Source organism: Colwellia sp. SU-HH01172 (assembly GCF_057553355.1).
The window spans coordinates 99,384-115,257 of the sequence record NZ_BAAJMB010000007.1 but is presented as its reverse complement, the minus strand read 5'-3'; the positions used below and the strand labels follow the sequence as shown (position 1 = coordinate 115,257).

General features: G+C 40.5%; 13 protein-coding genes and 1 other RNA gene. 9 read left to right on the top strand and 5 right to left on the bottom strand.

Annotation, left to right across the window (positions count from 1 at the left end):
• Positions 1–124 precede the first annotated feature (124 nt).
• From AC27JP_RS16910 to AC27JP_RS16895, 4 genes are all read left to right on the top strand, one after another.
• Positions 125–3,409, top strand: a complete 3,285-nt coding sequence (locus AC27JP_RS16910; protein WP_487117102.1) for a TonB-dependent receptor — start codon at positions 125–127, stop codon at positions 3,407–3,409.
• A 128-nt stretch (positions 3,410–3,537) separates the two neighbouring features.
• Entirely contained in the window at positions 3,538–5,055 is a 1,518-nt protein-coding gene (locus AC27JP_RS16905; protein WP_487117101.1) for a tryptophan halogenase family protein, read from the top strand.
• A 59-nt stretch (positions 5,056–5,114) separates the two neighbouring features.
• Positions 5,115–6,131 carry a cupin-like domain-containing protein gene (locus tag AC27JP_RS16900; RefSeq protein ID WP_487117100.1) on the top strand — a complete coding sequence of 339 codons (1,017 nt, stop codon included), beginning with the start codon at positions 5,115–5,117 and terminating at the stop codon, positions 6,129–6,131.
• Between the two features lie 53 nt (positions 6,132–6,184).
• Entirely contained in the window at positions 6,185–7,690 is a 1,506-nt protein-coding gene (locus AC27JP_RS16895; RefSeq protein WP_487117099.1) for a tryptophan halogenase family protein, read from the top strand.
• 245 nt (positions 7,691–7,935) lie between these two features.
• On the opposite strand, the gene AC27JP_RS16890 is transcribed toward AC27JP_RS16895, so the two are convergent.
• From AC27JP_RS16890 to AC27JP_RS16880, 3 genes are read right to left on the bottom strand one after another with little or no spacing between them, the layout of a single operon-like run.
• Positions 7,936–8,622 carry an MOSC domain-containing protein gene (locus AC27JP_RS16890; RefSeq protein ID WP_487117098.1) on the bottom strand — a complete coding sequence of 229 codons (687 nt, stop codon included), beginning with the start codon at positions 8,620–8,622 and terminating at the stop codon, positions 7,936–7,938.
• Positions 8,623–8,682: 60 nt separating this feature from the next.
• The gene (locus tag AC27JP_RS16885) at positions 8,683–8,928 is read right to left on the bottom strand and encodes a DUF2024 family protein (RefSeq protein WP_487117097.1); all 246 of its coding nucleotides are present in this window, start codon (positions 8,926–8,928) and stop codon (positions 8,683–8,685) included.
• 15 nt (positions 8,929–8,943) lie between these two features.
• Positions 8,944–9,690 carry a hypothetical protein gene (locus AC27JP_RS16880; protein ID WP_487117096.1) on the bottom strand — a complete coding sequence of 249 codons (747 nt, stop codon included), beginning with the start codon at positions 9,688–9,690 and terminating at the stop codon, positions 8,944–8,946.
• 99 nt (positions 9,691–9,789) lie between these two features.
• Here AC27JP_RS16880 and AC27JP_RS16875 point away from each other — a divergent pair, with 99 nt between their 5' ends.
• On the top strand, positions 9,790–10,344 hold the full coding sequence (locus AC27JP_RS16875) for a MarR family winged helix-turn-helix transcriptional regulator (RefSeq protein WP_487080058.1): 555 nt from the start codon (positions 9,790–9,792) through the stop codon (positions 10,342–10,344).
• A 279-nt stretch (positions 10,345–10,623) separates the two neighbouring features.
• On the opposite strand, the gene rnpB is transcribed toward AC27JP_RS16875, so the two are convergent.
• Both rnpB and rsmI read right to left on the bottom strand, forming a co-directional pair.
• Positions 10,624–11,017: RNase P RNA component class A (gene rnpB / locus AC27JP_RS16870), an RNA gene on the bottom strand.
• A gap of 358 nt (positions 11,018–11,375) precedes the next feature.
• On the bottom strand, positions 11,376–12,233 hold the full coding sequence (gene rsmI / locus AC27JP_RS16865) for a 16S rRNA (cytidine(1402)-2'-O)-methyltransferase (protein WP_487117095.1): 858 nt from the start codon (positions 12,231–12,233) through the stop codon (positions 11,376–11,378).
• A gap of 80 nt (positions 12,234–12,313) precedes the next feature.
• On the opposite strand from rsmI, the gene AC27JP_RS16860 reads away from it, so the two are divergent.
• The 4 genes from AC27JP_RS16860 to dolP are packed head-to-tail and all read left to right on the top strand — an operon-like array spanning position 12,314 to position 15,712.
• Complete coding sequence (locus AC27JP_RS16860) at positions 12,314–14,161, top strand: penicillin-binding protein activator (protein WP_487117094.1); 1,848 nt, start codon at positions 12,314–12,316, stop codon at positions 14,159–14,161.
• Entirely contained in the window at positions 14,148–14,519 is a 372-nt protein-coding gene (locus AC27JP_RS16855; protein WP_487117093.1) for a YraN family protein, read from the top strand. The genes AC27JP_RS16860 and AC27JP_RS16855 overlap by 14 nt, the downstream gene beginning before the upstream one ends.
• Before the next feature lie 28 nt (positions 14,520–14,547).
• Entirely contained in the window at positions 14,548–15,138 is a 591-nt protein-coding gene (locus AC27JP_RS16850) for a phosphoheptose isomerase (RefSeq protein WP_487117092.1), read from the top strand.
• 1 nt (position 15,139) lies between these two features.
• Positions 15,140–15,712, top strand: coding sequence for a division/outer membrane stress-associated lipid-binding lipoprotein (dolP, locus tag AC27JP_RS16845; RefSeq protein ID WP_487117091.1), 573 nt, complete (start codon positions 15,140–15,142; stop codon positions 15,710–15,712).
• The last annotated feature ends 162 nt before the right edge of the window (positions 15,713–15,874 follow it).

Sequence of the window (15,874 nt, the reverse complement as noted above, 5' to 3'; positions counted from 1 at the left end):
CTTTTATTTTTTGAGAGTGTATTGTATAACCAACAAATGACAGCGCTGTCCTAGCATAAAAATAAAAATAAAAATAAGCCATGAATAATTGAATATTAAAATACAAAAATGGAGAGGGGATAAAATGTCTAAAACATTTGAAAAAAAACGTCTTGTAATAGCAATATCCGCAGCTATTACTTGCTCACTTTCGTCATTAGTAATTGCCGAAGAAGTCGACACTGAAAAAAAACAGGCAGAAGAAGAAAATATTGAAGTCATTGAAGTTCTCGGCATGCGTAATAGCATTGAGAGTGCTCAGAGTTTAAAGCGCCATGCCGATACCGTGATGGATGCCATTACCGCTTCAGATATTGGTGCATTACCTGATGCATCGGTTACCGAAGCCGTGCAACGTTTACCTGGTGTAACCATTGAGCGCTTCGCGTCATCGAGTGACCCAAAACATTTTGCCGATGAAGGCACCGGTGTACTCGTGCGCGGTTTAGACCGTGTGCGCAGCGAAATTAATGGTCGAGATTCCTTTAGTGCCAATCCGCATGGCGGGCTGAGTTATGAAGATTTCCCGTCCGAATTATTAGGTGCCGTAGAAGTTTATAAAAACCAAACCGCAGATCGAATTTCTGGTGGTATCGCGGGCACAGTAAATTTAGTTACGCGAAAGGCTTTTGATTCTGACAAGCAAATGTTCGCGATTAGTGCAAAAGCAAGTCATGGCGATTATAGAGAAGAAACAACCCCTTCATTTAGTGCACTTTTTTCTGATAATTGGGATACAGATGCCGGAAAATTCGGTGTACTTGTGGCTGCATCTCATTCTGAATTTAAGACCCGTGGCGATGGCTTCGGCTTAGGTAATTTTCACAGCCGTGGCCCTGCTGATACTTTCTCATATGATCAATGGGGCACACCAAGTCCTGGTGTTATTGCAGGCCAATACTCCAACCCTTGTATTCCTGGCGCAACAGATTGGCGTGCTTGTGGCGATAGCCAAAGTGATACTGTGCAATATTCAGCAGACGATGCAGCAAATTATACCGCTCCTTTTGAAGCTGAAGAACTTGATGGTCAGCCTGAGGGAGTCACATGGTATGCCCCCGCGAGTTATACCATGACAAGTGCAGAAAATGATCGTAAGCGCCAAGGCCTAACGGCAAGTTTACAATGGCAAAGTAAAGATGAAAGAATTACTGCAACGTTAGAACATATCAATTCTAAAGCTTCTTTAGAGTGGCGAGAACATGTTATTGCTTCAGGTGACCGTGGCTTTTTACCATATGCACCTAATGGCATTCAGTGGTTTAATGGCTTCGATGGTAATGAGCAAGACTATCCTTTAACTGTCGATGGTAATGGCTACCTCACTTCCGGTGTCGGTATTTCAAATCACCCAGAGCTACCGTTGCAATTTCGTTCACGTTATAACTTCAATGAAAGTACTGTTGACGATACCTCGTTAAATATTGTCTTTAAGCCGACCGACTTGCTAACCATTGCTGTCGATTATCAGCATATTAATTCTGAACAAATTGTTCATAACAATTCGCTAACTTCACGCATTAATGGCAATCAAACTGCAGAGCATGCGCCATTTTTCTTAGATTTAAGAGGTGATACCCCGACGATCGAATACTTAAATGCCAATACCTCTAACCCACCAAATGTAGACCCTGACACTAATCCAATTTTACGATTAGCCAGTGGCATGCAGCAAGAAGAGCACAATGAAGCGGACTCTGACAGCTTTAAAATTGACGTAGAATACAAATTAGATGGTACTTTTACGGCAATAAAAGCTGGTGTTTATTATTCTGAAAAAGAATTAACAGTTCGTGATACCGATTATGAAGGATGGCAAGCTTTAGGTACGCCTTGGAACGCACAAGCCTCTTACAACGCTTCGCCGCAAGTAGTACCTGAATTATACGATCGCATTAGCTTTGCAGACCATTACAATGGCAATACGTTAATTGGCGCTAATAACAGCTTTTTATTCCCTCGTATGGATTTAGCAGAAAATTACGCACAAACACTACGTGATGGATGTGGCACTTGGAGTGCTGTAGGCAATGCTATGGATGGTAGCGGCGGCTGTGCAGTGCCATATGAAGACTTAAGCGACCGTGTTCATAGCCATTTTGCCCCTCGCCATATTAGCTCAAGTAAAACAGAGCGCACTGAATTTTATCTTCGTGGTGATTTCGACTTTGATATTGATAATTCAGATATGATACTCAGAGGTAATATTGGTTTACGTTATGTTAATTATCAGCTGCAATCAACGGGTGGTATCAATACCCCTGCAACCGCTAGGCGCGGTACCGATCCATCATCTTCACTATACCAAGTAATGCAAAATGACTATCCAAGTATTTTTGCCTTAGCTTCAGGTGAAAGCTTTAGCAGCACAATAGATGGCGCAGATTATACTACCGTACTACCGAGCTTAAACCTTAATTTAGCGGTAACTGATGATGTTATTGTTAGGTTCGGCGCATCTAAAGGCCTTTATTACCCAAGCCTTATTGATTCAGCTAATAAAATGAACATTAGTCTGGATTACGAAGAGGTTCTGCTAAATCCTTCTGAAGGTAAAGATGAAGCAACTAACCCTGTTGTTGACCTGCGAAATATTGAAATTAGCGCTAACGCACGTAACGCTTTCTTAGAGCCTGAAGAGTCGATTAATTTAGATTTAACAACCGAATGGTATTTTGCCGATGCTGGTGCGGTAACGGTTGGCTTATTCCACAAAAAACTGTCCAACATCATTCGAAATGAAACCCGTTCGACTGAGGTTGAAGTCGATGGTAACGTTTACCCCGTATCAGCTTATGGTCCGGCTAATACGGGCTCAGGCACTATTCGTGGTGTTGAATTCGCATACTCGCAGTTTTACGATATGTTACCTGGGATATGGAGTGGTTTAGGCTTGCAACTGAACTATACCTATATTGATCAAAACGATTTGGAAGACCCAAATACCAACCCAACCCGCACGCTTTCAACCACAGGTGCCGGTGTACCTATTACCGACAACCGTAATTCGTTTCGCCAATTTACCGGCTTACCCTTGCAAGGTTATTCAGATCAGAATTTCAATATTGTTGGCATGTATGAGAAAGACGATATCTCTTTCCGTTTAGCTTATACGTGGCGTTCAGCATACCTGCTAACTTTACGTGAGTCTGAAGAATTTGTTCCGGCTTATTCAAAAGATCAAGGCATAATGGATGCAAGCTTCAACTATAAGATTAACGATAACCTTAAAGTCACTTTGCAAGTCAATAACGTCTTAGGAACGGAGACAGAAACTCAATATCAACAAGATCAACAAGGAACATTAACTGATGCATTTTCTTTCACATCAGACCGTCGTTATTCGTTAACGCTTAGTGCAGTTTTCTAATAGCAAATACGAAAAAATTTAATATAAACTACGCACAGGCAGCTGGGCGTAGTTTATATTATTTTAATGAGGATAAAGCACATTTAGCCTCGCAATAGAGAATGATTACTGGGGAATATAATTTTATTATGAATAACGCCTTGAAATCTATCTGCATTACAGGTGGTGGCACGGCTGGCTGGATGGCGGCAACATTGCTTTCAAGCGCCTTAAGAGGCAGTAATATTAAAATTACTGTGGTTGAATCAGCCGATATTGGCACCATTGGTGTTGGAGAGTCTACTGTACCGTCAATAATGGACTTCATCCAAGCGTGTCAGATCAACCTCAAAGAGTTTATACAAGCGACGTCTGCCAGTTTTAAATTAGGTATTCGCTTCGATGATTGGCTAAGCCCAGGGGAAAATTTCTTTCATCCCTTTGGCAAGATTGGCAAAGATATTAATGGCTTTGATTTCTATCAGGCCTGGCTAAAGTCTCTTGCAGATGGGCAAAAAACACGTTGGCTTGATTATTCACCAAGTGCCATTATGGCAGAAAATGAACGCTTTATGCTGCGACCTATTCAGTCTGAAAACTGGGTATTATCAAACTATGCTCATGCACTGCATTTTGATGCCGTACAAGTTGCCCGATATTTACGCGATCTTTGTCAACAGCGTGGAGTCAACAGAATAGAAGCAACAGTAAAAAAGGTTAACCTTGATAACAAAGGGTTTATACACAACCTAGCGTTAGACAACGACACGACTGTCAGTAGTGACTTTTTTATCGACTGTACTGGCTTCAACGGGCTTTTAATCAATAAATCACTCAAGGTTGGTTTCGAAGATTGGTCGCATTATTTACCTTGTAATCGAGCAGTGGCAGTACAAACCGAGCAAGTAAATAAACCCGTGCCCTATACCATAGCAACCGCTCAAGCAGCTGGCTGGTCATGGCAAATTCCTTTGCAACACAGAACCGGCAATGGCTATGTTTTTTCACGTCAGTTTTGCAGCGACGAAAAAGCGATCGAGACTTTGCTGAGTAGTATTAATGGCAAAGTGCTTAATGAACCAAGAATTCTCCCATTTGTTACTGGTAAGCGTAAAAAGCTTTGGCACAACAACTGTTTAGCACTTGGGCTTGCCAGCGGTTTTTTAGAACCTTTAGAGTCTACCGCCATTCACTTGGTCTATAAAACCTTAGTGCATTTTATAAAGCATTTTCCTGATGGCGATTTTGATGCTGACAACGAACAAGCATTTAATCAGAAAATTGATGCTGATTACCAAGAAATTCGCGATTTTATTATTTTACATTATTGCACTTCAGGCCGAGATGATACGGAGTTTTGGCAGTGGTGCCAAACGATGCCAGTGCCAACATCATTGCAAGAAAAAATACGCATATTTCGCACCAGAGGGCAATTAGAACATCACCAAGGGCAATTTTTTACTCTTGACAGCTGGTGCTCTATTTTAGAAGGAATGAAAATACGCCCACAAAAGCACCACCCTTTGGTGAATGGCTTTCACAGCCAAAACTTAGCCAATACATTAAATGAAAATATTAAAAACATTCAAGATACGGTTCTAAAAATTCCTCATCACTATGACTATATTCAAGCAAATTGCCCAGCGTATATTAAGAAAAACAGCTAGCAAGACCATGAATTCGTTGATTCACATAAGTGTGGTGTTATAAATGAGTGCAAAAAACCATGACAGCATATAAAGCTATTCCGGAATATTCGACGCTAAGTGCGGAGCAATTTTTTAGCGACGTTGTGCCTAGCCAAAAACCAATAGTGCTACGGGGATTTGCTAAAAGTTGGCCATTCATTGCCTCAGCCAAACAGTCAGCAAATGAATTCGTCGCCTATCTCAATCAATTTTATAACGGTAAAAAAACCACTATGGTGGTTGCTCCTCCATCTGCCAATAAACGTTTCTATTACAATGAAGCTATCACCGACATAAATTATTTAAGTGGTGAAGAACGCTTAGATCTATTTTTAGGGCGTCTTATCGAGCTGATTGATAGAGATGTTTACCCTGCTATTTCGATGCAAGGCACACCTATTAACGAAATTTTACCGGGTTTAGTTGCTGAAAATAGTTCCGATTTTTTTCCCGAAATAGAGCCGCGCTTATGGATTGGTAATGAGGGAATTGTGAATACCCATTATGATAGCTCAGATAATCTTGCTTGTGTTGTCGCTGGTCGTCGACGTTTTACACTTTTTCCACCTGAGCAAACATGCCACTTATACCCAGGCTCACTCAACTTTACGCCAGCAGGCGCTCCAACGAGTTTAGTCGATATCAATAAGCCTGACTTTGAACGTTATCCACTATTCAAACTTGCCCTGAACGAGGCCTATAGTGCTGAACTTGAACCTGGAGATGCCATTTTTATTCCTATGCTTTGGTGGCATAACGTTGAATCGTTAGCAAAAGTGAACGCATTAATGAATTATTGGTGGAGTGGCTCTTCCGGGCCTAATTCAGTGTCACCCAGCGCAATTGATAGTTTGAATATCGCAATGTTAGCGATGCGAAATTTAACGAAAAAACAACGTGAGGCCTGGCGCTGTATGTTCGATCATTACCTATTTCATCAAGAAATAGACCCAAGGTCTTATATTCCAGATCACCCACAACACATACTTGGCGACTTGTCGCTTGAAGACATCAGAATTATCAAAGATTTTTTTGCTGAGAAATTACGAAAATAAGCAAAATTAGAAAAGTAATAGCCTTTAATATTATCAACTATGAGCAGGTAGCAATGTTAAATAACGACGGAACACCGAAAAAAGTATTGATTGTTGGTGGTGGCACAGCAGGATGGATGGCGGCAAATTTATTGGCGCGTAAATGGCAAGACACCGAAATTTGCCTGGTTGAATCTAAAGAAATTGGCATTATTGGTGTTGGCGAGGGCAGTACGCCGCACTTAAAGTTATTTTTTGATGCTATTGGTGTCGCCGACTCAGAGTGGATGCCCCGTTGCAATGCCACCTATAAAAATGGCATTACCTTTGATAAATGGTCAACTAAACCGGGTTTTGAATCCTACTTTCATCCTTTCGCCGCACAAACAGACGATATATTCACCGTACCTCTTTTTTATAAGAACATTCAAGCTCGAATGCAAGGCTATAGTGTTAACGCACATCCTGACCGATATTTTTTAGAGACTTATTTATCCAGCAACAATTTGGGTCCATTACCTGCTGAATCTTTCCCTTTTGGCATTGCATACGGTTATCACTTTGATTCAGCACTTTTAGGGCAGTTTTTAGCAGAAAAAGCACAAAATCTTGGAGTAAAAAGAATCTATGGAAATGTCGCTGACGTTTTAGTGACAAATGATGGCAACCTAAGCGCGGTAAAACTCAGCGATGACAGCCAGCTAGAGGCAGACTTTTTCGTTGATTGCTCGGGGTTTAACGCCTTACTGATGCAAAAAACCTTGAAAGTTAACTATATGAGTTTTAAAGACAACTTAGTCAACGATGCCGCTGTGGTCATGGCCAGTGAAATATCAAAACAGCTGCCGCCAGAAACTAAAGCAACGGCACTATCTAACGGCTGGGCTTGGCAAATTCCCCTCAGAAACCGTTTTGGTAATGGTTATGTTTATAGCAGTGATTACATCGATTCACATCAAGCGGGAACTGAACTTAGACAACATTTAGGTTTATTGGACAGTGAGGTTGAAGCTAGACATTTAAAAATGAAAGTTGGACGGGTTGAAAAGCACTGGCACAAAAACTGTCTTGCCGTAGGACTATCTCAAGGTTTTATAGAACCTTTAGAGGCAACGGCACTGGCACTTTCATTCAATACTATTACGCAATTTATGCAGTGTTTTCAAGAAGGTAAAGGGACAAATCTATATGAAGATGCCTTTAACAAAGATATTAACTCAAGATTTGACGGCGTCCGAGATTATATTGTTTGTCATTACAAAATGAATCAACGCACCGACAGCGCCTATTGGCGAGATAATGCCGCCAATAACAATATTTCAGAAACCTTAAAGAAAATTTTAACGCTTTGGCATAACAGCCAGGATTTCGCCGGCGATATGCATAAACACAAATTAACCGCGAGTTATCAAGCGAAATCATGGGCGTGTTTACTGGCTGGCTATGGTACTTTTCCAAAACTAAATCAGGACTCGTCAATTGATTATTCTGCCCATCAGCTGGAAATTGACGGTTTAAACGATTTTATTAGGCGCTGTGGTTTAAATTTTAAAAACCACAACGAACTGCTCACCCTGTGATTAAACAAAGTTGGAGCAGAATTTGTTATTGCTCAAGACCCCATTGAATGAGCAAAAACCAACCCAAGCTGAGCTTAATGAGCAATCTTCCTTTATATTTCACATAGAGAAAAAATAATGACATGCGTTTTCGCAGGATAAATTTCTCAGGTGTTAATGAAGAAAGTAAAAATTTGTTTGGCATAAAGCCTCGATATTACTATCAAGGCTTTACAAAAACTGAATTGATGGAAGGATTGAACCTGTTATGTTTCAGACCCTAATAATCTATAGTGCCAATTTTCAACTTGATTAGTAGCCAAGCGCTGCGCTACTTTTGTCATCCAACTATCACTCAGTTTTGTTTGCTCTTTTAACCGTAATAATCCAACTTGATTTAGCGGATCGCCAAAAAACAATTCACATACTTGGTAAACAGTCATCGCATTTGATGGTCGTTGTAAAAACGTTAGCGGTTCAGCAACACTGACGATGCCAGGCTTAATTACCCGATATAGCCAGCCACATAAGCTAAGTTTCTGCATTTGCAAGGAAAGCTTGTCAATTCCCCAATGTTTATTAAGCTTAAAACAAGGGGAGCGAGGTTGACTAACTTCAATTATCGCCTGCCCCCACTGGTACCTATCGCCAATACAAACATTATGCTCTGTCATTCCTAACGAGCTAAGGTTTTCTCCCATACCTGGAGCTTGCCAAGGTAATTTGGACGAATAGTTTTGTCGCCAATATTGATAATGCTCAACAGGATATTGATGCAATGCTCGCTCTAGACCACCATGATGACGTTTATCTGCACACTGATCTCCAACAATGCCAAGCGCTGACACGTATACTGAAGCCGATATCAAAGATTTATTAATCGCTGTCGTTATGCCACCACATTTATTCACCTTACCAGCATATAAACCACAAAGTTGAAAGTGATTACTCACATCATTCTCCTTAATCCCCCGCGGTTAATCACAAATATTGTCTGTATTGGAAAAGTATAATTACAGGCGAATGATACTATGGCCATGACTGATAATATTTTCTATCACTTCAGGGTTAGCAATTTCACTATGACAAAAATTACATCGGCCTTGTTTTATATGTTCTGACTTTATGCCCAAACTAATAAGGTAGTCACTAGCATATGTTTTCACATGATTAACGTTTTCATCATTCACCAATACGTCAAAGTGAATATACTCCCCTGCTTCAGTATGTACATGGGTATCATAAACATGAATTTTCATTACCTTCTCCGAAAATTATTGACTTTTGCCAGGTAAACTTAAGTCGCCTGAAGCAACATCGAATACATCAGCGACACATAATAACGGTGCATGTACTTGCTGGTTTACCTTTAAGCCAGCAGTAACACCATCAAAAGAAAATGTATTACTAAAGCCAACTGCCGACAAAGGTACTTTTACCAAAACTTCTGATCCGGCTAATGAAAAATCAAAGCCGGGACTACCAATAAAAATCGGCAATTCTGGCCAGGTTTTAGGCAACTTAGGGTTTGTTCCTTCAGCAATATCTTTCACCTTAAGTGCGCCATTTCCACAAGCATCATCAGGAACTAGAACAACCCAATGACTATGCCACTTGTCACCATCGTTAGTTTTGTTCCCATCATTATCTTCATCATAAAGCGGAGTATCGTCAAAATCTGGATGAATAGTTAAAGCCAGAGCAAGAATGCCTTGATCAGCCTCAAAGCCTACCGTTGAGCTATTTAAAGATGTCGGCCAAACATAGCTATACACTTCAGCGCCAGCAAGGCTACCTTTGGTGTCTGGCACTTTTTTTCCGACTTTACCTTTCACTGCTTGCTGAAAAACAAGATGTGAACCTTGTGTGATCACTTTAGCGTGCACTATGTCAAATTCAGCTGTCACCGTCGGTGATTCAGGCGACTTAATATGCCCGCTATGCTTATCATGAGCATAAGCACCACTTGCCATAAGAGCAGTGCCTAAAGATGCAACCAATAACCATGATGATTTTTTCATTATAACTCTCCAGCAATTTAGTTTCGACTCGAAACATTATTATTTAATCATAATAAAAATCTACTTGTCAAATATGTTTTGAGTCGATACCATTAACCAATGAATGATAAACTGTTTAACATAATAGAGCGTTTAGCTAATTTACTTAGGCAAGAAGTGCGTGCAGAGGGGCAGCGATTAGGGCTACAACCTATTCAGCAGGAGGCCTTGTATTATCTGTCTATCTGCAATCGATATTCAGATACAACACTTGCGGTTACCGAGTATTTAGGGTTAACCAAGGGAACGGTATCGCAATCATTAAAAGTGCTAGAAAATAAAGCACTTATTCGTAAAGAAAAAGATAAAAATGATTTACGAATCACTCATTTGAAAGTCACTGAAGCGGGTAAGCAGTTTTTAGTAGACACCTGCCCCCCAGAGAAATTTACCCAAGCTGTTCAACAGTTATCTAATGATAAACAAGCGGAAACAGCTTCCTTAATGCAAGATATATTAAAGAATTATCAGCAGGTTACGGGGCGTAATGCTTTTGGACTTTGTCAGAACTGTAAATTTAATCAAAAAAATAATGACGGTATTATGTGTAAGTTAACGAATGAACCATTAACTGTTAGCGATATTGCACTTATATGTCGAGAGTACGATACATAATTCTTATTCGCTTCTTAATGATTATTAAAATATAAAACTTATTCCATATTCACCAAAAACAGCTAGCTAAAGCTAACGGTTTGTAACAACAATATTTACTCAGAAGCTGAAAAACTATTAAGTTTTAACTGTAAAATTGACAAACAGATGCCGTCAAAAGATAAGTCAGTGGGCGAACATTCAACTACTAGCTAAAATGGTATTTTAATTATGGTGACTTAACAGGAAAGGGTTTAGAAAACCGCCTGCTTTCTTAAAGAAAGCAGGCGATGTCTAAAATGGTTGAGTTGACGCATAAGCCGGGTTTTGTATCTCTCATTTTCGAAAAAAGAAAGTGACAATCATTCGTCTAGGCTATAAATCGCTCTATAGCTCAAGCAACCTACCCGGTTTCAACGCGAGCCACGCCATATGAAACCCTATTTGGTCTTGCTCCGGGTGGAGTTTACCCTGCAATTACTGTTACCAGCAATCCGGTGCGCTCTTACCGCACCCTTTCAGCCTTACCTGTTCCGCAAGCGGTCATCGGCGGTCTTCTCTCTGCTGCACTTGTCGTCGGCTCACGCCGCCCAGGTGTTACCTGGCACCCTGCTCATTGGAGCCCGGACTTTCCTCCCCTTCATCTGTCTACCCGAAAGTACAACGATGAAGCAGCGATTGTCTCGTCAACTCGGGGCGCATTCTACGCCACTTATTCAATAATTTAAAGTAACAAGAAAAATGTTTGTAAGTATTTATTTCTTATAGTGAATAATAAGAGACAAGTATGTAAAGAATATGTAAAGTTTCATTCCTTAATTTTAAATGAATGTCTATAAGGAAAAAAATGACAAAACTATCAATAACTTTAATAGCCGTATTTGCACTATCAGCATGCCAATCAACAAATGTGGCAAAGGTAGAACAGGACGACAAGGTAGAACAAAACGAAAAAGTGAAAAAAAAAGTTTGTAGTTCAGCTCCTTCTACGGGATCACGTGTTAAAAAAAGAGCATGCTAGCAATATTAAAGACTAGTAAGGGTAATTGCCTCTAGCTATTACCCTTCATTACAAGCGCATATTCATATAAAGCGTTTTTCTTCACACCATAAATTTCAGCGGCAATCGCACAGGCTTTTTTCGGTTTCATTTCAGACAAGAGTAATTTTAACGTGGCAATGACATGAGCTGGAATATCATTGGGATCAGCTTTGTGGCCTTCAATAATCAACACCATTTCACCTTTTAGTTGATTAGGATCTTCCTGCAACCAAGCTAATAAGTTCTCGGCAGTATCTGAATAAATGGTCTCAAAAGTTTTCGTTAGTTCGCGTGCGATAACGACATAACGTTCACCACCTAATACTTTGACAATATCTTCTACCGTATCAATGGCGCGACGTGGCGCATCGTAAAACACCATAGTCCGTGTTTCATTAGCAAGATCATTTAAAGTTGCTTGCCTTGCACCGGATTTTGACGGTAAAAAACCTTCAAAGGTAAACCGGTCGGTTGGTAGCCCTGCAACCGATAACGCAGAAATTGCCGCACAGGCACCAGGAATAGGTGAAACCGCTAAGCCAAGTTGGCGACAGTGTCGAACAAGGTGAAATCCTGGATCACTAATTAATGGCGTTCCAGCATCAGAAACAAGTGCCACACTTTTACCTTCTTGTAATAACGACGATATTTGCTCTTGCCGTTGCCGCTCGTTGTGATCATGCATCGACATTGTTCGGTTTTTAATACTAAATGCAGATAACAAACGTTGGGTGTGTCGAGTGTCTTCACAGGCAATTACATCAACATTTTCCAATATGTTTAGTGCTCGATGACTAATATCCGCTAAGTTACCAATAGGTGTTGCGACAATATAAAGCGTACTTGGCTGAATAATTTGTTCTGACATATTAAAATACTTGTGTTGAGACTGAAGAGGATGAAGTTTATTATAAAGCTCTCTTAAAAAGTACGGATTTCTTACCTTTGATGCTGACAAAATGGTTTTCACCTCGTAAAAGTACCTTAATCACTATTTTTAGTGTGGCGTTACTGGTCAGTTGCTCGACAACTAAGCCAACAACGCCTACTAAATCATTACCAAAGAAAGCCGAGGTTGTTGCACCGGTAGACGACACACTTACCGCTGAACAATTAATGGCACAAGCGCGTACTCAAGATAGTAGCCTAGCGGTAAAATCCTTCATCCAAGCTAGTGAGTTATACTTACTTGAAGCTAAGCCCCACAAAGCATTATGGCTCACAGCTCAAACACAGCCATTAACCCAGTTACCGTTAAATAAATATCAACTTTTTGTGATCACGGCAAAAAGCTTATTAGCATTAGAAAAAGTTAATAAAGCTTATCAAGCACTTGAGGATGCGAAAAATATCGCAACCGAAGCCAAGCTTAATCATAACCTTAGCTACTACCAAACATTAGCTCGCACGCAAGCATTACGAAACTTACCGATTGCGGCGTTGGATGCTAACTTAAGAGCCTTCGCTAAAAACTCAGCAGCGACGGCTAGTGATATTGAAGCCATTTGGCAGCAGCTTTGCCAATTATCGCAATGGCAACATCAACAACTGATTAAAATGGCGGCACCAAAAATAAAAGGTTGGAGTAAATTACTCACCTTCGCCAATAAGTTTGGTGATGACGACGCACGTATGCAGCGCTATTTAAGCCAATGGCAACGAGAATTTACCACACACCCAGCTCAGCACATTGTCAGTCAACTACAGCAATATCAGCCTGTATTAGTGAATGATAGTAAAAACATTGCAGTTATCATTCCATTATCGGGTAAGCAAGAAAGAGCTGGGAAAGTAGCTCAACAAGGCATCTTAGCGGCCTATGAAAATAACAGCGGCGCAACACTGCACTTTATTGATTCAACAAGTATTGATATGACAACGCTTGCGGCACAGTTAGGTGACCTAAATATTGATTACGTGATCGGCCCTCTACTTAAAGATAATGTTAAAAATTATTTGGCCCAAGAAGATATTACCGTACCAACTTTATTACTAAATATTCCGGCAGGTGTGGCATTAAAATCACATCAGGTTGCGTTGTCAATGCGACCAGAGGATGAAGCCATTCAAGCAGCCACAACCTTAAGCCGCCAGCATTATCAACAGCCAATTATTTTGAGTCACCAAGATAAAGCCAGTCGACGCATTGCCCAAACCTTCAGCCAACAATGGCAGCACATTACTGGCGACTTGCCTGAAACAGTATTCTTTAATAGCGATGCAAAAATGCAAAATCAGCTAAAAGCGAGTTTGGGGGTTGATTTAAGTCAGCAACGCACAAAAGAATTAAATACTAGAATTAAGTATTCAATTAAAAGTGAGCTACGTAATCGTCGCGATATCGATATGATTTATATTGTTGGCTTGCCGCTAGAAACTAAACTACTCAAGCCTTATATTGATGTTAACATCAGTCCGTTTGCCGATATTATTCCAGTTTATGCCAGCTCACGAAGCCATAGTGCGAAAAGTGATAAAAGTGATAACCGAGATTTATCAGGTCTTATTTTTACTGAAATGCCCTGGCAACTAGCAAGTAAACAGCAAAATAAAGCGTTAGTGGCGCAGGCTAAAAAGCTTTGGCCAAATCGCAGTGACAGTTTGCAAACCATTTTTGCCATGGGATTTGATAGCTTAGCCTTAGTGGATAAAATTTCTGCCATGCAAGATAAAACTTATGTCCGACATTATGGTCAAACCGGCATACTGCAACTAAGTAACGACAATATTTTGAAACGCAGTTTAATTTGGGGTAAATATAGTCGTAACAAGGTACAAGAAATTGCCATCGACTAATAATAACTCGGTATCAACGGGCAAAGTTACTGAGCAATTAGCAGCAGACTATTTGACTGAGCAAGGCTTAGTATTACAAACGCGTAACTTTCATAATCGCCGTGGCGAGCTTGACTTAGTCATGACCAATGCTGACACTTGGGTATTTATCGAAGTAAAATATCGTCGAGATACTCGTTTTGGTGGTGCGATATCGGCAATTTCGGCCAAAAAACAGCAAAAAATTAAACAATGTGCAGCATATTATCTGCAACAAGCAGGATTAAATGAATATAATACCTCCTGCCGATTCGATGTTATCACCTTGCAAGGTGACATCACTAACCCAGAAATTACTTGGCTGAAAAATGCCTTTTGATGAATAAAACAACGGAGCTACATCCAATATGTTAGAGCGGATAAAAAGCAATTTTACCGAAAGTATCCAAACCAAAATCGCTGCAAGCGAGCTTTTAGCAGCTCCAATTGAACAAGCAGGCATGATCATGGTGCAAAGCCTGCTCGCAGGTAATAAAATTTTAGCATGTGGCAATGGTGGCTCAGCTGGCGATGCTCAACACTTTTCCGCAGAGCTATTAAACCGTTATGAAACTGAGCGCCCACCTTTACCAGCAATAGCCTTAACAACCGACAGCTCAACGATTACCTCAATTGGCAACGATTATCACTTTGATGAAATATTCTCAAAGCAAGTGCGCGCCTTAGGTAACAATGGCGATGTTTTACTAGCAATATCCACCAGCGGTAATTCACGTAATGTAATTAAAGCCATTGAAACAGCAGTTTCTCGTGATATGCCAATTATTGCCCTAACCGGTGGCGATGGTGGCGATATCGCCGGGTTGTTAGGTGAAAATGATGTAGAAATTCGCGTACCTTCAGGGCGCACCGCACGAATTCAAGAAGTGCATTTAGTGGTCATTCATTGTTTATGCGACATTATTGATACCACGTTATTCCCACAGGCAGAGGATTAACATGTCAATTAAATCTATTCTTGCTGTTATTACCACGGCAGCAATATTACAAGGCTGTGTTGCTGCCGCTGTGGTTGGTGTTGTTGGCGGCGCGAGTGTTGCAACAGACAACCGCTCGCTGGGCAATCAAATTGATGATCAAAAAATTGAAATAGATGCCCATGCTAAACTTGCGGCTAGTGATGCATTGAGCGAAAACACCAACCTGCAAGTGGTAAGTGTCAATGGTAGCGTTTTAGTTGTCGGGCAAGCACCTAATAGCTACTTGCGCGATCAAGCGATAAAATTACTTAATGAAGTGAACGGCATCAATCAACTTCATAACCAAATTCGCATTAGCAACACCACGGCATTTACCACAAAAACTAACGATGTTTGGCTAACATCAAAAGTAAAAACAGCGTTATTTGGTAGTGATGAATTAGATGCGACTAATATTAAAGTGGTAACCGAAAACGGTGAAGTATTCTTAATGGGTTTAGTGAGTAAAGCCGAAGCGAATACCGCCGTTGATATTGCTCGTAATGTTGGCGGAGTTAATCGTGTTTTTAAAATATTTGAGTATGTTAAGTAGCACTTAACTAACAGCTTTACCACTCATCGACATGCATGTTCTTACATGGATGTAAGTTAATAGGGTAATACGGAGCAATTACCGAGAAGCATTAATGTCCTGCAGCCTTGGAGGGCTAAGAACGTTCATGTAATCATGGCTTTGGCTAGATGCACGTAAGTA

Coding starts and splice junctions, on each gene's coding strand:
- AC27JP_RS16910 (WP_487117102.1), top strand. CDS start 125: ATGTCTAAAACATTTGAAAAAAAACGTCTTGTAATAGCAATATCCGCA.
- AC27JP_RS16905 (WP_487117101.1), top strand. CDS start 3,538: ATGAATAACGCCTTGAAATCTATCTGCATTACAGGTGGTGGCACGGCT.
- AC27JP_RS16900 (WP_487117100.1), top strand. CDS start 5,115: ATGACAGCATATAAAGCTATTCCGGAATATTCGACGCTAAGTGCGGAG.
- AC27JP_RS16895 (WP_487117099.1), top strand. CDS start 6,185: ATGTTAAATAACGACGGAACACCGAAAAAAGTATTGATTGTTGGTGGT.
- AC27JP_RS16885 (WP_487117097.1), bottom strand. CDS start 8,928: ATGAAAATTCATGTTTATGATACCCATGTACATACTGAAGCAGGGGAG.
- AC27JP_RS16880 (WP_487117096.1), bottom strand. CDS start 9,690: ATGAAAAAATCATCATGGTTATTGGTTGCATCTTTAGGCACTGCTCTT.
- AC27JP_RS16875 (WP_487080058.1), top strand. CDS start 9,790: ATGAATGATAAACTGTTTAACATAATAGAGCGTTTAGCTAATTTACTT.
- rsmI (WP_487117095.1), bottom strand. CDS start 12,233: ATGTCAGAACAAATTATTCAGCCAAGTACGCTTTATATTGTCGCAACA.
- AC27JP_RS16860 (WP_487117094.1), top strand. CDS start 12,314: ATGCTGACAAAATGGTTTTCACCTCGTAAAAGTACCTTAATCACTATT.
- AC27JP_RS16850 (WP_487117092.1), top strand. CDS start 14,548: ATGTTAGAGCGGATAAAAAGCAATTTTACCGAAAGTATCCAAACCAAA.
- dolP (WP_487117091.1), top strand. CDS start 15,140: ATGTCAATTAAATCTATTCTTGCTGTTATTACCACGGCAGCAATATTA.